The sequence below is a fragment of the Ramlibacter sp. AN1133 genome, from assembly GCF_037890035.1.
Classification (GTDB): domain Bacteria; phylum Pseudomonadota; class Gammaproteobacteria; order Burkholderiales; family Burkholderiaceae_C; genus Ramlibacter.
Map to the genome: position 1 here is coordinate 57,315 of NZ_JBBKTQ010000001.1, position 16,425 is coordinate 73,739.

Sequence of the window (16,425 nt, forward strand, 5' to 3'; positions counted from 1 at the left end):
CACTTTCCCCGGGCGGATGACGGATTTCCGGGTCGGCCGTCGCGCGCGTACGCGCGCGCGGTGCTGCGCACCCCGGGTGCCGCTTTTCGACTCGCCGCCCCCTTAGAAAGCATGCCGCCTGCCACATCCGCCCATGATCCCGCGGCCGCGAAACTGTTGAACTAGTGACGTTTTGACACGTGTCATAGGTGATCTGGATCAAAGAAAAAGCGGACTTCCGTCACTACTTTAGGCCCCCTGCTTACTACTTTCCTCTCGACCGGCGATTAGGGCGTCGCCGGTTTGTAACGCGGTACCCCACTTCAGGAGGTGATCATGTGTCAACGGCATGAGGGAATGTTGCGTCTTTCCACCGGGGCCAGTCCACCGAAGTTGCGACGCTGGGCCCGTACCACTCATGCTCTTGCACTGACCGCACTGGGGGTGCTGGCGGTGGCGGCCGCGCCCGATGCGCAGGCTGCCATCACCTGCCAGCGGCAGGTGACCGCCAACCTCGTCGCCTTCGACAAGCCCCTGATGTACAACCGGCTGGGCGCCGGCAACGTCAACGGCATGATGTTCGCCCTCAAGCGGGACGTCATCAACACCAGCACCAAGTCGCCGCTGACCGTCAGCGGCGCCGCCACGCCAGGCCAGCTGGACCTGCGGCCCGACAAGCGACACCGCCCGCTGGTGCTGCGCGTGCGCGTCGGCGATTGCCTCACGGTGAACCTGCAGAACCTGCTGACGCCCGTGGCCAATCCGAACAACGTGCCGCTGACCGAACCTTCGGGGCAGCTGCACACCGTCTTCATCGACGAGCAGGTCCGGGGCCGCTTCGTCGGCTTCCATGCCTCGGGCATGGAACTCGTCGACAGCATCGCCGATGACGGCAGCCACACCGGCGCGAACCTAAGCAGCCTGGTCCCGCAGGGTGGCACCAAGAGCTATCGCGTGTTCGCCAGCAAGGAGGGCGTGTTCAACGTCACCAGCGGCGGCGCCGTGCTCGGCTCCGACGGCAACCAGGGCAATTCGTCCAACGGCCTGTTCGGCCAGGTGATCGTGGAGCCCACCGGCGCCAGGATCTACCGCGGCCAGGTGTTCGAGGAAGAGATGCGCCTGTCGGCCGACGTCAACAACAACGGCACCCTGAGCCCGACGGAGATGACCGCCGAAGGGCACCCCCGCATCCGCTACGAAGCGACCTATCCCGCCGTGAATCCATGGACGGTGGAAGGCAAGGCGGGCCTGCCGATCCTCAACATGATGAAGTGCGCCTCGGCAACGGCGTGCGAGATCGTGCATTCGGAAATCAACGCCGTGGTCGCCGGCCCGAATGCCGACGGCAGCTTCCCGCCCAGCACCTACCCGCTGGAGTCGGTCGGCAAGCGCAATCCCACGGTGCCCAACCGGCTGGAGCCGTTCCGCGACTTCGCCTCGGTGTTCCATGACGAAACCGCCAACGGCCAGGCGTTCCCGGGCTTCTACAAGGACGACCCGGTGTTCCGCTACGTGCTGGAGGGCGTCAAGGATGCCTTCATGATCAATTACGGATCCGGTGGCATCGGCTCCGAGATCATCGCCAACCGCCTGGGGGTCGGTCCCACCAGCGACTGCGCGGACTGCGCCTACGAGGAGTTCTTCCTGACCTCGCACGCGCTGAACGACCCGGCCCTGACGGTCGACATCCCGGCCAACGTCGGCCTGGAACACCTGCTGCCCGGCCAGGTGCCGCCAGCCGGAACCCAGGGACCGAAGGCGAACTACGTGATCGGCGCGGAAGACGCGGCCAACGTGCACCACAGCTACATCGGCGACTTCGTGAAGTTCCGCAACACGCACATCGGCAAGGAACAGCACGTCTTCCACCTGCACAACCACCAGTGGCTGTACAACCCCAACGACGACAACGCGAACTACCTGGACGCGCAAGGCATCGGCCCGGGGGCAGGCTATACGTACGAGATCAACTTCGGCGGCTCGGGCAACCGCAACAAGTCCGCCGGCGACGCGATCTTCCACTGCCACTTCTACCCGCACTTCGCACAGGGCATGTGGTACCACTGGCGCAACAACGACACGTTCAGCGCCGGCACGAGGCTGGCCGCTTCCGGCACCGGCTACCACACCACGATCTGGGCGACGGGCAACACCACGCCCGCGGTCGGCGCGCGCGCCTATCCGGATGGCGAGATCGTCGCGGGCACGCCGATCCCGGCGCTGGTGCCGCTGCCTGGCAAGGGCCTCCCGCCCATGCCCGGCCAGGTCACGGTGAAGACGAATCCGCTGTTCTCGACGTTCAACGGCAAGCCGCTGGGCTCGCTGGCCAACGTGATCGACCGCACGAAGAATCCCGGCTACCCGTTCTGGATTGCCGGCATCGAAGACACGATCGGCCATCGCCCGCCGACACCGCCGCTGGACATGCTGACCAAGGCCAAGGCGCAGGCGCTCAAGGACTCGGGCAATCCGCTGTGGTCGCAGCTGCAGCCGGCGCAAGCCGATGGATTCGACGGTGGCCTGCCGCGCCATTCCATGAAGGGTTACGCCGCGGGCGCCACCACGCTCACGGTCACCACCCGGCTGGACTTCTCCAAGGAGTTCGTGAAGGCCGTGCCGGTGTACTACCCCGAGGAAGGCACGGACCTCGAGCAGCTGGCGATGGCCTTCCACGCCGTTCGCAGCCGTCCGACCGTCAAGCTCGATTTCGCCGGTGTTCCCACGGCGTCCACCTTCACGACCAACGGCGGTGGCGGTCCGGTGGTGGGTGCGCCCTTCCACAACCCCTGCATCGACGACCAGGGGGCCGTGCTCAAACCGGGCGTGATCGGCGCGTTCTTCTCCGGCGAAACCCTCACCGGCATGAGCACGCGCGGCTCGAGCATCTTCAACTCGGACGCGCCGCGCATCTACAAGGGCACCAACCTGCAGTTCGACGCGGTGCTCAACAAGACCGGCTACCACAATCCGCAGCAGCGCATCGTCGCCCTGTGGCAGGACGTGGCACCGATCATCACCAAGCAGAAGCCGCCGGAGCCGCTGGTCTTCCGCGCCAACACCTTCGATTGCACGGTCTACCACCACAGCAACCTGGTGCCGGGCGTGTACGAGATCGACGACTACCAGCTGCGCACGCCGACCGACATCATCGGCCAGCACATCCACCTTCCCAAGTGGGACCTGACCACCACGGACGGCGCAGCCAACGGCTGGAACTACGAGGATGGCACGATGGCCGCCAGCGTGATCCGCGAGCGCATCCATGCGATCCGCAAGTTCAACGCCTGCGTCGGCGTCGACTCCGGCGACCCGCGCGACGGCACCGGCGCCTGCCCGGTGGCGAAGGACCACCCGTACTGGGGCAAGGTTGCCGGGCAACTCGGCGGCCGCTTCCCGGAAGAGTGGAAGGGCGCGCGCACGACGATGGAACGCTGGTTCACCGACCCGGTGGTCAACACCGAGGGCGTGGACCGCGGCCTGGGCATCGTGTTCACGCACGACCACTATGGTCCGTCGACGCACCAGCAGATCGGCCTCTATTCGACGCTGCTCGCCGAGCCCGCCGGCTCCCGCTGGGTGATGAACGAAACCGGCGCGCAACTGGGTTACGACCCGGTGACCGGCGCTCCGGCGCGGACCGACACCAACTCGGACGGCACGCAGTTCAGCGACGGCGGCCCGACCAGCTGGCAGGCAGCCATCCTGACGCCGACGACCGCGCCGGGCAGCAGCACCGTCAAGAGCGAGACGCTGACCCCGTTCCGCGAGTTCTACTTCGAGTTCAGCGACTTCCAGCACGCCTATGAAGCGGGCGTGTACATGGGCACCGGGCAGGACGGCCTGCCGCTGCCGGGAACAGGCCCTGGCCTGCCACCGGTGGTCGCGAACGTCGGCAACCCGCAGTTCGACGGCAACACGGCGAATGCGTTCCGCTTCGCCATCAATCCGCCGGCGCGCCAGCAGATCACCCCGGTCTTCCCGGACCTGGTGCTCGAAGTGGCGAACACCGCCAACAACCCGCTCAACAACTTCTGTCCGTCGCGACCCTGCCCGCAGGCGATCGACGTGCAGGACCCGGGCGTGCTGGTGGTGAACTACCGCATGGAGCCGGTCGCGCTGCGCGTGTTCGACCCGAACAAGATCGGGCCGGACGGCAAGCCGGGCATGCAGGCCGACGGCAAGCCGGGCGACCTCGCCTTCGCGCTGCAATCGCGCACCGACCGGGTCATTCCGCAACTCAACGTCATGCCGAACGCCAACACCGTGATCAACGGCACGCGCTTCCCGCCGCACATCAATGCAGCGGGATTCACCGGCGGCGACCCCTTCACGCCGATGATGCGCACCTACCAGGGCGACATCGTGCGGGTGAAGATCCAGGCCGGCGGCCACGAGGAGGAGCACAACGCCACCATCCACGGCGTCAAGTGGCTGCAGGGTGGCTCGGGCCACGGCACGTCGCCCAACTCCGGCTGGCGCAATGCGCAGGCGGCAGGCATCTCCGAGCAGTTCACGCTGAGAAGCCCGATCCTGCCGGTGGACGCCAACCGCGGCCCGCTGGCGGACTACGCCTACTCGATGGACTCCGGCAACGACGGCTGGTGGAGCGGCATGTGGGGCGTGATGCGCTCGTACGAGCAGCTGCGCGCAGACCTGTTCAAGCTGCCCGGCCCGAACACCGGACCGGTGGCCTTCGGCAACCAGCAGAACTTCAACGGGGTCTGCCCGAAGTCGGCGCCGATACGCGCGTACGACATCACGGCGGTGCTGGCCAACGTGGCGCTGACCAACCCGCTCGGCGCCACCGTCGCCCCCGCGGGGCCGGTGGGCACCATGCATGTCGGCGCACCCGTCAATCCGGCCGGCGGTACGCTGGTGTACAACCATCGCAACACCACGGTGACAGGCAACTTCGTCACCGACAACGGCGCGGTGGTCAACCTGACGCACCAGGGCCCGCTGCACGATCCGACCGCGATCGTGTACGTGCGCACTGCCGACCTCGTCGCAGGCAAGCTCAAGCCCGGCGTTCCGCTGGAGCCGGTGGTGATCCGTGCAGCGGCGGGCGATTGCCTGCAGGTCCAGCTGAACAACAACCTGCCCGCGCTGGTGCCCGACCTGGCCACCTACAGCACGCTGCAGGGCGTTGCCAAGCGCGACCGCCTCGGCGCCGCGGGTTCGACGAGGTTCGACAACAACCTGATCCGCGCGTCGAGTTATGTCGGCCTCCACCCGCAACTGGTGGCCGTCGACGTGACGCAGGATGACGGTCGCCTGGTGGGTGCCAACCCGGAACGCCGCCAGCTCGCGGTGCCCGGTGGCGGAACCTTCTACCGCTGGTACGTGGGTGACCTGAACGGCACGCCGCTCAATGGACAGGTGAACGTGACGGCCACGCCGATCGAATTCGGCGGCTTCAACGTGCAGCCTGCGGATGTCATGAAGCAGGGCGCGAAGTCCCTCGTCGGCACCATGGTGGTCCACCCGCAGGGCTCCACCTGGGTCGAGAACACGCTGGTGTTCGACCACCAGAACGGAGCCGGCACGCGGGCAACCCGCGCGCAGGCGACGGTCACGGCCGGGACCAGCACCTTCCGCGACTTCTCGCTGGTGCTGACGAAGGGCAACACCCATTACTACCGTGATGGGTCACCGGTGGAGCACATGAACGGCGAAGGCGTCGGCATCCCCGAGGACAGCCAGGAAGCCAGCGGCATGTCGCTGAACTACGGCATCGAACCCCTGTGGTTCCGCTTCGGCATCCTGCCGCAGGCGCCGTTCGGCCACTGCGCCGCGGGACAGACCGGGTGCTATGGCGACATCGCCAACCCCGAGCTGGCCTACAGCAACACGCTGCTCGGAGTGGGGGGCGACCCGGTGACGCCGGTGTTCCAGGCCAATCGCAACCAGCAGACGCGGATCCACATGACCAACCCGCACGGCACGACGCGGGGCTCCACCCTGGCCGTGCACGGGCATGTGTGGCAGCGTGATCCGTACATCTGCCCGGGCGAAGCCCGCAACACGTTGACGGGCGCCTGCCTGATGACGTCGGTCGGTTCCCGCGCGCTCGGCGTGAACCCGCAAGGGTTCGCCACCGCCGGCCAGGAAAGCTGGACGCCCTCCAGCCACTTCGACCTCTTCCTGCCCAGCGCAGGTGGCGGCAACGGCGTGATCGGCGACTACCTGATGCGAGACCAGGCCTCGTTCGGCAACGACAGCGGTGTCTGGGGAATCATGCGCGTCAAGTAGGAAGAAGCAGGAGAAGTACCCCGCCGGCGGCGCACGCCGCCGGCGGGGATCCCGCAAAAAAGCGGTCTGCCCGCAAAGGCACTGGAGTTCTCGATGTTGCAGGGAATGACTCTCTCGCTCGGCGCATTGGTTGCGCTTTTTCTTCGCCTGGCGGCCGCCGCGGATGCACCAGCGCCGGCGGATGCCGATGGCGACCACCGCCTCGCCCGCAACGGCGTGGTGGTGCAGTTCTCGGCCCAACCCGTGGAAAAGGCGGCCCGGGACCTGATGGAAGGCGACATGGCCGACGTGCGCTTCAGGATCAGCGACGAGGCGAGCGGCCAGCCGGTGCGCGGCCTGGTGCCGGGTGCCTGGATGGACATGGCGCAACACATCCAGGGCCAGGCGGGCAGCGACCAGAAGACGTGCAAGGACAAGGTCGCGCTCTATCTCAAGGGCGCCATCGGCATGCGGCCGATGCTGGACCTCAACAGCTACTTCGTCGTGTTGATGAACAACGACGCCAGCATTTCGGTGGTGGACCCGCTGGTGACCATGGCCGGCGTGACCAGCACCTTCGCCACCACGGCCTTGAAGCGGCCCGGGGCGGACTGGGCCCGGCATGACAACACGCGCCGGCTGTTCGTCACCATGCCCAAGGCGGGCGAGGTGGCGGTGATCGAAACGGACAACTTCAAGGTGACGGGCACCGTGGCGGCCGGCAAGGAGCCGATGCGCATCGTGCTGCAGCCCGACCAGCGTTACCTGTGGGTCGGCAACAATGCGACGGAGGGCAAGGACAGCGGCGTGACGGTGATCGATACCGCCAGCCTCAAGCCGGTCGGCTTCATCGCCACCGGCGCGGGCCATCACGAATTCGCGTTCACGGCGGACAGCAAGTACGCCTTCGTCACCAACCGCAACGACGGCACCGTGAGCGTGATCGACGTCGCCCGCCGCAGCAAGGTCAAGGACATCAGGACCGGGACCCTGCCCCTCTCGCTCGACTACTCTGCCCTGTCGCGCCGGCTCTACGTCGCCGACGGCAAGGAGGGGGTCGTCACCGTGATCGACACGGAGAAGCTGGCGGTGGCGACGCGCGTTGCCGCCAAGCCCGGACTGGGGCCGCTGAAGGTCACGCCGGACGGACGCTTCGCGCTGGCCGTCAACACGGCCGAAAACCGGGTGCACGTGCTGGATACGGCCAGCGACACGCTGGTGCAGGAGGTGCCGATCAAGGCCCAGCCCTACCAGCTCACGTACAGCAAGACCTTCGCGTTCGTGCGCGCGCTCGGTTCGGAGCGTGTCAGCATGATCAACCTGTCCACCCTGGGCAAGGGCAAGACCGCCACCGTGCAGAGCTTTGCCGCGGGCGAGACGGCCCCCAACCAGGCCGGCAACCTGGTGATCGCCGACTCGGTGGCGGCCGCCGCCAACGAGGGCACGGTGTTCGTGGTCAACCCGGCGGACGGCACGACCTACTACTACATGGAGGGCATGAATTCGCCCTCCAGCAATTACCGGGTCTACGGTTCGAGTCCGCGCGCCGTGACGGTGGTGGACCGCAGCCTGAAGGAAGTCGAACCCGGCGTGTACGCCGGACGCGTGCGCATGCCGGTGGCCGGAAAGTACGACGTCGCATTCATGCTGGACAGCCCCAAGCTGCTGCACTGCTTCGCGGTCCAGGCCAAGGCCAACCCGCTGGCCACCAGGACGCTCGATCCCCTGACGGTGGAATTCGACGAGCGCGCGCGCAAGGCGACTGCCGGCGGCCCGCTGGGGCTGCGCTTCAAGCTGATCGACCCCGCCACGCGGCTGGCGAAGACGGGCATCAAGGATGCGCGCGTCATGTATTTCCTGGCGCCGGGCCGCGGCCGCACCGAGGTGGCGGTCAAGGAAGTCGGCAACGGTGTGTACGAGGCCCAGGTGCAGCTCGAGCAGCCCGGGGCCTACTACGTGTACGTCGGCGTTCCTTCGATGGCGCTGGCTTACGGGAAGCTGCCGTTCTTCACCCTGATGGCGACGCCGCCGGCGACCGCGCGCAGCGTCGTGCCCGGGAAGGGTTGATCCATGCGCAGCGCACTCACCTCGATCACGGCGCTGGTCCTCACGACCGCGATGACCGGCGCCGGGGCCCACGACCATCATCCGCATGAAACGGCTGCGAAGGCACCGAGCACGGTGCGCATCAAGCTTCCCGATACCGTGCTGACCGACCAGCACGGCAGGACGGCCCGCTTCAAGTCGGACACCGTGGGCGACCGGCTGGTGCTGGTCACCTTCATCTACACGACCTGCACCACGGTGTGCCCGCCCCTGTCGGCGCTCTTCGCCGACCTGCAGCAGCGGCTCGGCGACCGCGTGGGCCGGGAGGTGGCCCTGGTTTCCGTCACGGTCGACCCGGTGCGCGACACCCCGCTGCGCCTGAAGGCGTACGCGGCGCAGTACCAGGCCGGGCCCGGCTGGAGTTTTCTCGGCGGCAGCAAGCAGGCGGTGGATGAAGTGTTGACCGCCCTCGGCGTGTACACGCCCAATTTCGCCGACCATCCTTCGGTGGTGCTGGTGGGCGATCCGCGCAGCGGCGAATGGACACGCTTCTTCGGCTTCCCCGGCTCGGACCAGATCATGGCCCGGGTCAGGCAGTTGCAGGCCGCACGCCAGGGTGCGCCGATCGCGACGGGCAACTAGGAAGGACGGAACCGATGCGAAAGATCCTGCTGCTGGCTGCCCTGGCCACGACGCTGCTGGCGCCAGGCGCCCTTGCGCATACCGAGCACGCGGGCGGCAAACCGGCCGCCGTGGAATCGCCCCTCCCGCAGCCTGCGCCGGCCGGCACGCGCGACCCCCGCGCCTACTTCACCGACGCCGACCTGACGACCCAGGACGCACGCAAGGTCCGGTTCTATTCCGACATGCTCAAGGGCAGGACGGTGGTGCTGAACGTGACGTACACGAATTGCACCGAGGCCTGCCCCCTGATCACCAAGCAGCTGCTGCAGGTGCGCGAGGAGCTGGGGAAAGCGTTCGGCAAGCAGGTGTTCTTCGTCACGCTCACCAGCGATCCGGCGCGCGACACGCCCCAGGCGCTCAAGGCGTTCGCGCAGAAGCAGGGCGCCGACCTGGCAGGCTGGTCCTTCCTCACCGGCCGCAAGAGCGACGTCGACGTGATCCTCAAGCGCCTGGGCGCCTGGTCGGAGAACGTCGAGGAGCATGCCACGGTGCTGTACATCATGGATGTCGATGCCAAGCGCATGCGCAGGATGCTGCCCAACCTGCCGCCCAAGGCGATCGCCGAGGCCGCGCGCATCATTGCCACCTCCGGCAGGACGCCGGCCCCGGGTGCGAACTGACCAAGGGGCCCCGCAGTGCGTGAAGCTGTCCATTCCCGCCTGCGCCGGGCCGCTGCCGTCGCCGCGCTCGCGGTGTCGGCCTGGGCGCAGCCGCTCCATGCCGGAGCGCCGCTGACACCGGAGCAGCAAGCCGGCCGCCTCCTGTACCTGGAAGGCGAGAGTGCCTTCGGCGACGCGTTCACCGGCCGGATCGGGATGGCGCAGCAGCAGTTGCCGGGGGCGGCGGTGCGCTGCGGCAATTGCCATGGTCCCGACGGGCGCGGGCGGCCCGAAGGAGGTGTTCGCCCGGGCAACATCACCTGGTCGGAACTCACCAAGTCCTGGGGCCATGAACATGACAACGGCCGCCGCCATCCGCCCTTCGACGAAGCCTCGCTGAAGCGCACGCTGGTCGAAGGCCTGGACCCCGCGGGCCACCCGCTCGATGCTTCCATGCCGCGCTACCGGATCAGCGGCCGCGACTGGAAGGCGCTGCTGGCGTACCTGAAGGTGCTGGAGTTCCAGCAGGACCCCGGCGTCGCCGGCGACACCCTGCGCCTGGGCACGCTGCTGCCTGCCACGGGACGCTTCGCGGGGCTGGGGCAGGCGGTCAAGGGCATCCTGCAGGCGCACCTGGACGAGGTCAATGCCAGCGGCGGCATCCATGGCCGCAAGCTGGAACTGGTCAGCGCCGAATACGCGAGCGAAGACCGTGAAGCTGCCACGCGTGCGTTGCGCAAGCTGGTGGCGCAGGGCGACGTGTTCGCCCTGCTCTCCCCGTTTGCGGCCGGCATCGAGGACGAGCTGGGCCGCCTTGCCAACGAGGCGAAGATCCCGGTCGTGGGCCCGCTGTCGCTGTTCGGCGACGACCCCCGCAGCAGCAACCAGCAGGTGTTCCACCTCCTCTCGGGCGTCGGGGAGCTGGCGGAGGTGCTGGCGCTGCACCTGGCGCGCGAGCCGAAGATGAGGACCCTGCCGGCCGTGCTGCTGCATGCGAACGGCGCGGCCGGCGCGGCGCTGGCGGATGCGGTGGAGCAGCGACTGAAAGGCCAGGGCTGGAGCAGGCTCGATCGCATCGGCTTTGCGCCCGGCGCATCGGACGCCGCGGCCCTGGCCGCAGCGCTCAAGGCGCGCGGCGCGGAAGCGGTGTTCCTGCTGGGCCCGGGCGCCGATGTCGCCGCCCTGGCAAGGCAACTGGCGGACGCCGGGCGCGTGCCGTTCCTCCTGCTGCCCGGCCCGCTGGCGCCCGGTGCGGTGCTGGACCTGCCAGCGGCATTCGAAGGCCGCATCCTGCTGGCCTACCCCACGGTCCCCTCCGACCAGAAGCCCGACGCCTTGCGCCATTACGCCGGCCTGTTCAAGGGGGGCGCACTCGCGCGCAACCACCAGACCAGCCAGGTGCCGGCCTACAGCAGCGCGGTGCTGCTGGTCGAGACGCTCAAGCAGGTGGGGCGCGACCTGACGCGCGAGAAGCTGGTGGCGGCCCTGGAGTCCGTGCACGGCTTCGAGCCCGGCCTGGTCCCCGCCGTGAGCTTCAACGCGAGCCGCCGCATCGGTGCGCTGGGCGGCTACGTCGTCGCCGTCGATCTCAAGGGCAGGAACTTCCGCCCGGTCGGTGGCTTCGTGGCCTTGCCGTGAACGGGAAATGACGATGCGAAGACTCCTCACCGCGTTGCCGATGCTGGCGCTCGCGCTGGCACTGGGCGTTGCGCAGGCGCAGGCGATCCTGGCGGCGCGGGTCAACGGCACCGGGATCCCGCAGGAGCAGGTGGAGCGCAGCTTCGAGGAGGAGCTCAGGCAGCGCAAGCTCAATCTCCTGCAGATCAGGAATCCCGAGCGGGTCAAGCAGATGAAGCGGGCCGTGCTGGACCGCCTGATCGAGCAGGAGCTGTTCTGGCAGCAGGCCCAGGTCGCCGGCATGGTGGCCAGCCCGCAGGAGGTCGAACAGGCGTTCCAGTCCACGCTGGCACAGTTCAAGAGCCAGGAGGCCTTCGAGCGGCGCCTCCTGGTGGAGGGCTACACGCCCGCGAGCTACCGGCTGCTGGTGAAGAAACAGGTGTCGGCCACCAAATATGCCAACAGCGTGGGGGCCAGGGAGTCGGCCGTCAGCGACCAGGAAGTGCACCAGTTCTACCTGGAGAACCCGGAGAAGTTCGGGCGTCCGCGCCAGGTGCGGGCGCGGGAGATCTTCATCAAGGTGCCGCCGGCCGCGAGCGACGCGCAACGCGCGGCCAGCCGCAGCCGCGCCGAGCAGTTGCTCCAGGCCGCCCGCGCCGGCGAAGACTTCGAGCAGTTGGCGCGCGTGCATTCCGAGGCGCCGACCAGGCAGTGGGGCGGCGCGATGGAGCCCTTCGCCAGGGGCCAGCTTGCCAAGCCGGTCGAAGACGCCGCGTTTGCCCTGGCGGCGGGCCAGGTGTCCGCGGTCGTGGGCACGCCCCAGGGATTCCACATCCTCAAGGTCGAAGGCATCGACGACGAAGTGATCGTGAGCGAGGAGCAGGCGCGCGCTCCGATACGGACTTACCTGGAGCAGCGCAAGGCCAATGCGGCCATCGAGAAGGAGGCGCAACGGCTGCGCGGCGCGGGCAAGGTCGAGATCCTCCTTCCCCTGTGAAGCGTACGGTGCGGCATGAAGGGTTCACGCTTGACTTTCGTCAAGCAGGCCTGCTACCTTGGGTCTACGCTTGCTCGCGGGTCGTGCCCCTGCGATTTCCTGTTTTCTCCCGTTGCTTGATGAGCGGAGGAAAGAAAGATGACAGACGTTCTGCTGGCAAGCGCAGTCGGTGCTTCGCCAGGCCCGCGCGCCCAGGTCATCGACTTGCAGGCGATCCGCGAGGCACGGCAGATGGCAGCGCGGTCCGGTCTCGGCGTCATGACCGAGCTCGAACGGCTGGCCGGCCTGGACCGGGCGGAATTCATCGCCCGCCTGGGCGAAGCCCTCGACTACCCCGTGCTCCAGGGCGACGTGTTCTTCGCCTCCGAAGCCCTGTTGGACCGGGTGCCGCTGACCGAAGCGTTGCAGCGCGGGGCGGTGGCCGTGCGCCTGCCCTCCGGCGAACAATGCGCCGTTTTCGCCGATCCCTTCGATCGCGATCGCAAGGCCTGGCTGGAGGAACGCATGCGCGGCCTGCCGGTGTGCCTGGCGCACGCGGCGGACCTGACGGCCTACCTCGGGCGGCTCGAAGAGCAGACGCGCGCCATCGACAGCGTGGGCGGCAATCTCTCCGGCGCGGCGACGGTCGAGCCTTCGGTCGAGAACCTGTCCCTCAGCAAGATCAGCGAGAGTTCCAGCGTGGTCGTGCGCCTGGTGAATTCGACGCTGTACGACGCCTATCGCATCCATGCGAGCGACGTGCACCTGGAGACGACGCCGGGCGGCATGGTCATCCGGCACCGGATCGATGGCGTGCTGGACGACGTCGGCGCGATCCAGGGCGTGGAACTGGCCGAGCAGGTGATCTCGCGCATCAAGGTGATGGCGGAACTGGACATCGCCGAACGCCGGGTGCCGCAGGACGGCCGCTTCAAGGTGGGGATCGGGGCACGGCAGATCGATTTCCGGGTGTCGATCATGCCCAGCATCTTCGGCGAGGACGCGGTGCTGCGCATCCTGGACAAGCAGGAACTCGCCGAGCAGCTGCAGGGCGTGCGCATCAACAACCTGGGCTTCGACGAGCCCACGGTGCGCACCTTGCGCAGGCTGTCGGACGAACCGCACGGCATGCTGCTGGTGACCGGCCCCACCGGCAGCGGCAAGACCACCACGCTGTACGCGATGATCACCGAGATCAACACGCGGCGCGAGAAGATCGTGACGATCGAGGACCCGGTGGAATACCAGCTGCCGGGCGTGCTGCAGATCCCCGTCAACGAGAGGAAGGGCCTGACCTTCAGCCGCGGACTGCGCTCCATCCTGCGCCACGACCCCGACAAGATCATGGTGGGCGAAATCCGCGATTCCGAAACCGCGCAGATCGCGGTGCAATCGGCGCTGACCGGCCACCTGGTCTACACCACGATCCACGCCAACAACGTGTTCGACGTCATCGGGCGCTTCCTGCAGCTGGGGGTGGATTCGTACAGCCTGGTCTCGGCGCTCAACGCCATCGTCGCGCAACGGCTGCTGCGGCTTTCCTGTCCGCACTGTGCCGGCGAGTTCACGCCCGATGCGGAACTGCTTGCCAAGTCGGGCCTGGCCAGGGAGGACGTCGCCCACTGGCACCTGGTGCGGTGCAGGGGCTGCGAGCACTGCCGCGGCACCGGCTATCGCGGCCGCACGGCGATCGCGGAGATCCTGATCCTCGACGACGAGATCCGCCAGCTCATCGCCGAACGCCAGCCGGTCACCCGCCTGAAGGAGGTGGCGCGCGCCAAGGGGACGCGCTACCTGCGGGAGTCCGCGCTGGATCTTGCACGGGAAGGGCGAACGACGCTGCAGGAGGTCAATCGTGTCACGTTTGTGGCCTGACAAGTCCTGCGCGGTCCTGTGCCCGGACCAGCTGCAGGTGATCCGGCCCGGCAGGGGCTGGCGCCGCAGCGCCGCCTCCAGCTTCGCCGAGACCTTCGCAGCCGACCGGGACGGCCCGCCGTGGCAGGCGGCCGTCGAGGCCTTCCAGCGCTACCTCGCCACGGCGGACACAGGCCCGGGAACGCTCGACGTCGTGTTGTCCAACCATTTCGTCCGCTACCTGCTGGTGCCCTGGAGCGCGCAGATCGCCAGTGCGGAGGAATTCCGCAACTGCGCGGCGGCGATGTTCGAGGAGATCCACGGCGAGGTGTCCGCGCAATGGGATGTGACCGTGTCCGCGGAACGCGCCGGCGCGCCGCGGCTCGCAGCGGCGGTCGACCGGTCGCTGCTCGCGGCCATCCGCACGGCGGTCGCGCCTACGCGCCTGCGCCTGGCGTCGGTCCAGCCTTACCTGATGGCGGCCTACAACCGGGTGGCCCGGGCGCACACCGGGAAGGACTTCGTCTTCATGGTGCTCGAGGCCGGCCGCGCGTGCATCCTGGCGGCGCAAGGCGGCAAGTGGTGCTATGTCAGCACGGCCGCCGCACCCGAGCCGGCGCCGGCGCTTTCGTCCCTGCTGGCGCGGGAGATGCAGTTGGCGGACCTGCAGGGCGAATCGGTGCCGCCGGTCTATGTGCATGCCCCGCACCGGCGTGGCCTCATCCTGCCGCCGGTCCACGGCGCGGCGCCGCGGGTGCTCGAAGCCAGGTCCCAAGCCGGCCTGGCGCCAACGCCCGGCGCCGCGTGCGCGCTGGCAGCCAGCCTGGCCTAGTCCATGCGTGCCCTGTCCCTCAATTTCGAACGCGAGGTGCCCAGCGCCAGGCTCGGCTACGCGCTGCTCGCGGTCGGCGCCGTGGTGATGGTCCTGGTGATCGTTGCGCAGGCGCTGATCTCCCAGGAGATGGAACGCCACGCCCTTGCGGCGCGTCCTGCCCAGGCGAAGCGCGAGGCATGGGTGCTGCCACGCGGCCTGACCTCGGAGGCCGATGCCATTGCCGGCGCCCGCGTGGTCGTGGGCCACCTGGCCGGCCCCGGAGAACGGGTGTTCGTCACGCTGGAGGCCATCGACGAACCGGACGTGGCGCTGCTGGCGCTCACACCCGACACCCGGAACCGCACCTTGCGCATCCTCGCGGAGGCGAGAGGCGTCGAGGCGATGCTTTCCTACCTGCGCGTCCTGGAGCAGAGCCGGGCCTTCACGCAAGTGGTGCTGGTCGAGCACGAGATCCAGGACAGCGATCCGCAACGCCCGCTGCGATTCAGCCTGGTGGCTGCGTGGAGTCCGTAGCGTATGGCCCTGACGCGCTTGCTCCTTTCCGAAACGCTGCAAAGGCTCGGGCGCCCGGGCGTGATCGGCATCGCCCTGCTTGCGTCCAGCCTGGGCCTGGCCGTGTCGACGGTGTTGCCTTCGTGGCAGGAACTCGCCCGGCTGCGGGCCAAGGCCGCCGCGACCCAGGAATACCTGCGGACGGCGGCCGCGCGCGCGCCCCGGGCCGATGAATCGCCGGCCGGCCAGTTGCGGGCGTTCTACGCGTTCTTCCCCCTGCACACCGAGGCCTCCGAGTCCCTGTCGCACATGTTCGCTGCCGCCAGGGAAAGCAGGCTGCAGCTGTCGCGCGGTGAATATGCGATCGTGACGGATCGCCAGACCGGCCTGGTGGTCTACCGCATGACGCTGCCGGTGCGCGGCGGCTATACGCAGATTCGCGAGTTCGTCGCGGCCTCGCTGAAGGCGGTGCCGGCGCTGGCCCTGGACGAAGTGACGTTCGAGCGGCCGAAGATTTCGGAGACGCAGGTGCAGGCGCGCGTGCGCCTCACGCTGTACCTGCGGGCTGCATCATGAACAAGAGCGCCCGGCTGCTGCTGCTTGCGGGCCTGTGCGGCGTCGGACTCGCGGCGCTGGATCAGTACGCCGCCAGCGAAGGCGACGAGAGCCGCAAGGACCGATCGAGTCACGCCGTGGCGGCCACGCCGGCCCTGCCCCCGGCTTCCGTGCGCACCGCGCTGCTGCGGGAGCTGGAGGCGATGAAGCTGGCGCGCGCGCAGCCGCCGGCGGCCGAACTGTTCGGCGCGAAATCCTGGCAGCCGCCGCCGCCGCCGCCACCACCACCACCGCCGCCCCCGCCACCGCCGCCCGCGCCCGCCATGCCGAGCGCCCCGCCCTTGCCCTTCGTCTTCATGGGCAGGATGTTCGATGTCGAACGGCCGGCGGTGTTCCTCGTCAAGGGCGAACGGGCTTACCTGGTCTCACCGGGCGACGTGATCGACGACACCTATCGGCTGGAGAAAGTGGAACCCGGCCAGTTGACGCTGCGCTACCTGCCGCTGGATGCGCTGCAGACGCTGGCCGTGGGAGAACACCAATGAACCGGAGAGCGG

At 68.5% G+C, this 16,425-nt stretch carries 11 protein-coding genes; all 11 read left to right on the forward strand.

Annotation, left to right across the window (positions count from 1 at the left end; all coding sequences use genetic code 11):
• Positions 1 to 432 precede the first annotated feature (432 nt).
• The 11 genes from WG923_RS00290 (at position 433) to WG923_RS00340 (ending at position 16,413) form a co-directional block, all read left to right on the forward strand.
• Entirely contained in the window at positions 433 to 6,231 is a 5,799-nt protein-coding gene (locus WG923_RS00290) for a hypothetical protein (RefSeq protein WP_340348913.1), read from the forward strand.
• Positions 6,232 to 6,336: 105 nt separating this feature from the next.
• Complete coding sequence (locus WG923_RS00295; RefSeq protein ID WP_340348914.1) at positions 6,337 to 8,277, forward strand: YncE family protein; 1,941 nt, start codon at positions 6,337 to 6,339, stop codon at positions 8,275 to 8,277.
• A 3-nt stretch (positions 8,278 to 8,280) separates the two neighbouring features.
• Complete coding sequence (locus WG923_RS00300; protein WP_340348915.1) at positions 8,281 to 8,898, forward strand: SCO family protein; 618 nt, start codon at positions 8,281 to 8,283, stop codon at positions 8,896 to 8,898.
• Between the two features lie 14 nt (positions 8,899 to 8,912).
• On the forward strand, positions 8,913 to 9,560 hold the full coding sequence (locus WG923_RS00305) for an SCO family protein (RefSeq protein WP_340348916.1): 648 nt from the start codon (positions 8,913 to 8,915) through the stop codon (positions 9,558 to 9,560).
• A 15-nt stretch (positions 9,561 to 9,575) separates the two neighbouring features.
• Positions 9,576 to 11,177 (forward strand): ABC transporter substrate-binding protein, encoded by a 1,602-nt coding sequence (locus tag WG923_RS00310; protein WP_340348917.1) that lies wholly within the window; start codon positions 9,576 to 9,578, stop codon positions 11,175 to 11,177.
• Between the two features lie 13 nt (positions 11,178 to 11,190).
• Entirely contained in the window at positions 11,191 to 12,153 is a 963-nt protein-coding gene (locus tag WG923_RS00315) for a peptidylprolyl isomerase (protein ID WP_340348918.1), read from the forward strand.
• A gap of 138 nt (positions 12,154 to 12,291) precedes the next feature.
• Positions 12,292 to 14,007: a GspE/PulE family protein gene (locus WG923_RS00320; RefSeq protein ID WP_340348919.1), complete on the forward strand. Its 1,716-nt coding sequence runs from the start codon at positions 12,292 to 12,294 to the stop codon at positions 14,005 to 14,007.
• The gene (locus WG923_RS00325) at positions 13,988 to 14,818 is read left to right on the forward strand and encodes a hypothetical protein (protein ID WP_340348920.1); all 831 of its coding nucleotides are present in this window, start codon (positions 13,988 to 13,990) and stop codon (positions 14,816 to 14,818) included. The genes WG923_RS00320 and WG923_RS00325 overlap by 20 nt, the downstream gene beginning before the upstream one ends.
• Positions 14,819 to 14,821: 3 nt before the next feature.
• Entirely contained in the window at positions 14,822 to 15,334 is a 513-nt protein-coding gene (locus tag WG923_RS00330) for a hypothetical protein (protein ID WP_340348921.1), read from the forward strand.
• Positions 15,335 to 15,337: 3 nt separating this feature from the next.
• Entirely contained in the window at positions 15,338 to 15,889 is a 552-nt protein-coding gene (locus tag WG923_RS00335) for a hypothetical protein (protein WP_340348922.1), read from the forward strand.
• A complete protein-coding gene (locus WG923_RS00340) occupies positions 15,886 to 16,413 on the forward strand; it encodes a hypothetical protein (protein WP_340348923.1) in 528 nt (175 codons plus the stop codon). Before WG923_RS00335 ends, WG923_RS00340 begins: the two co-directional genes overlap by 4 nt.
• Positions 16,414 to 16,425: the final 12 nt, after the last annotated feature.

What these genes read in the sequence shown, in the direction of transcription:
- WG923_RS00340 (WP_340348923.1), top strand. Translation starts at nt 15,886, where the DNA reads ATGAACAAGAGCGCCCGGCTGCTGCTGCTTGCGGGCCTGTGCGGCGTC.
- WG923_RS00335 (WP_340348922.1), top strand. Translation starts at nt 15,338, where the DNA reads ATGGCCCTGACGCGCTTGCTCCTTTCCGAAACGCTGCAAAGGCTCGGG.
- WG923_RS00295 (WP_340348914.1), top strand. Translation starts at nt 6,337, where the DNA reads ATGACTCTCTCGCTCGGCGCATTGGTTGCGCTTTTTCTTCGCCTGGCG.
- WG923_RS00315 (WP_340348918.1), top strand. Translation starts at nt 11,191, where the DNA reads ATGCGAAGACTCCTCACCGCGTTGCCGATGCTGGCGCTCGCGCTGGCA.
- WG923_RS00305 (WP_340348916.1), top strand. Translation starts at nt 8,913, where the DNA reads ATGCGAAAGATCCTGCTGCTGGCTGCCCTGGCCACGACGCTGCTGGCG.
- WG923_RS00330 (WP_340348921.1), top strand. Translation starts at nt 14,822, where the DNA reads ATGCGTGCCCTGTCCCTCAATTTCGAACGCGAGGTGCCCAGCGCCAGG.
- WG923_RS00300 (WP_340348915.1), top strand. Translation starts at nt 8,281, where the DNA reads ATGCGCAGCGCACTCACCTCGATCACGGCGCTGGTCCTCACGACCGCG.
- WG923_RS00320 (WP_340348919.1), top strand. Translation starts at nt 12,292, where the DNA reads ATGACAGACGTTCTGCTGGCAAGCGCAGTCGGTGCTTCGCCAGGCCCG.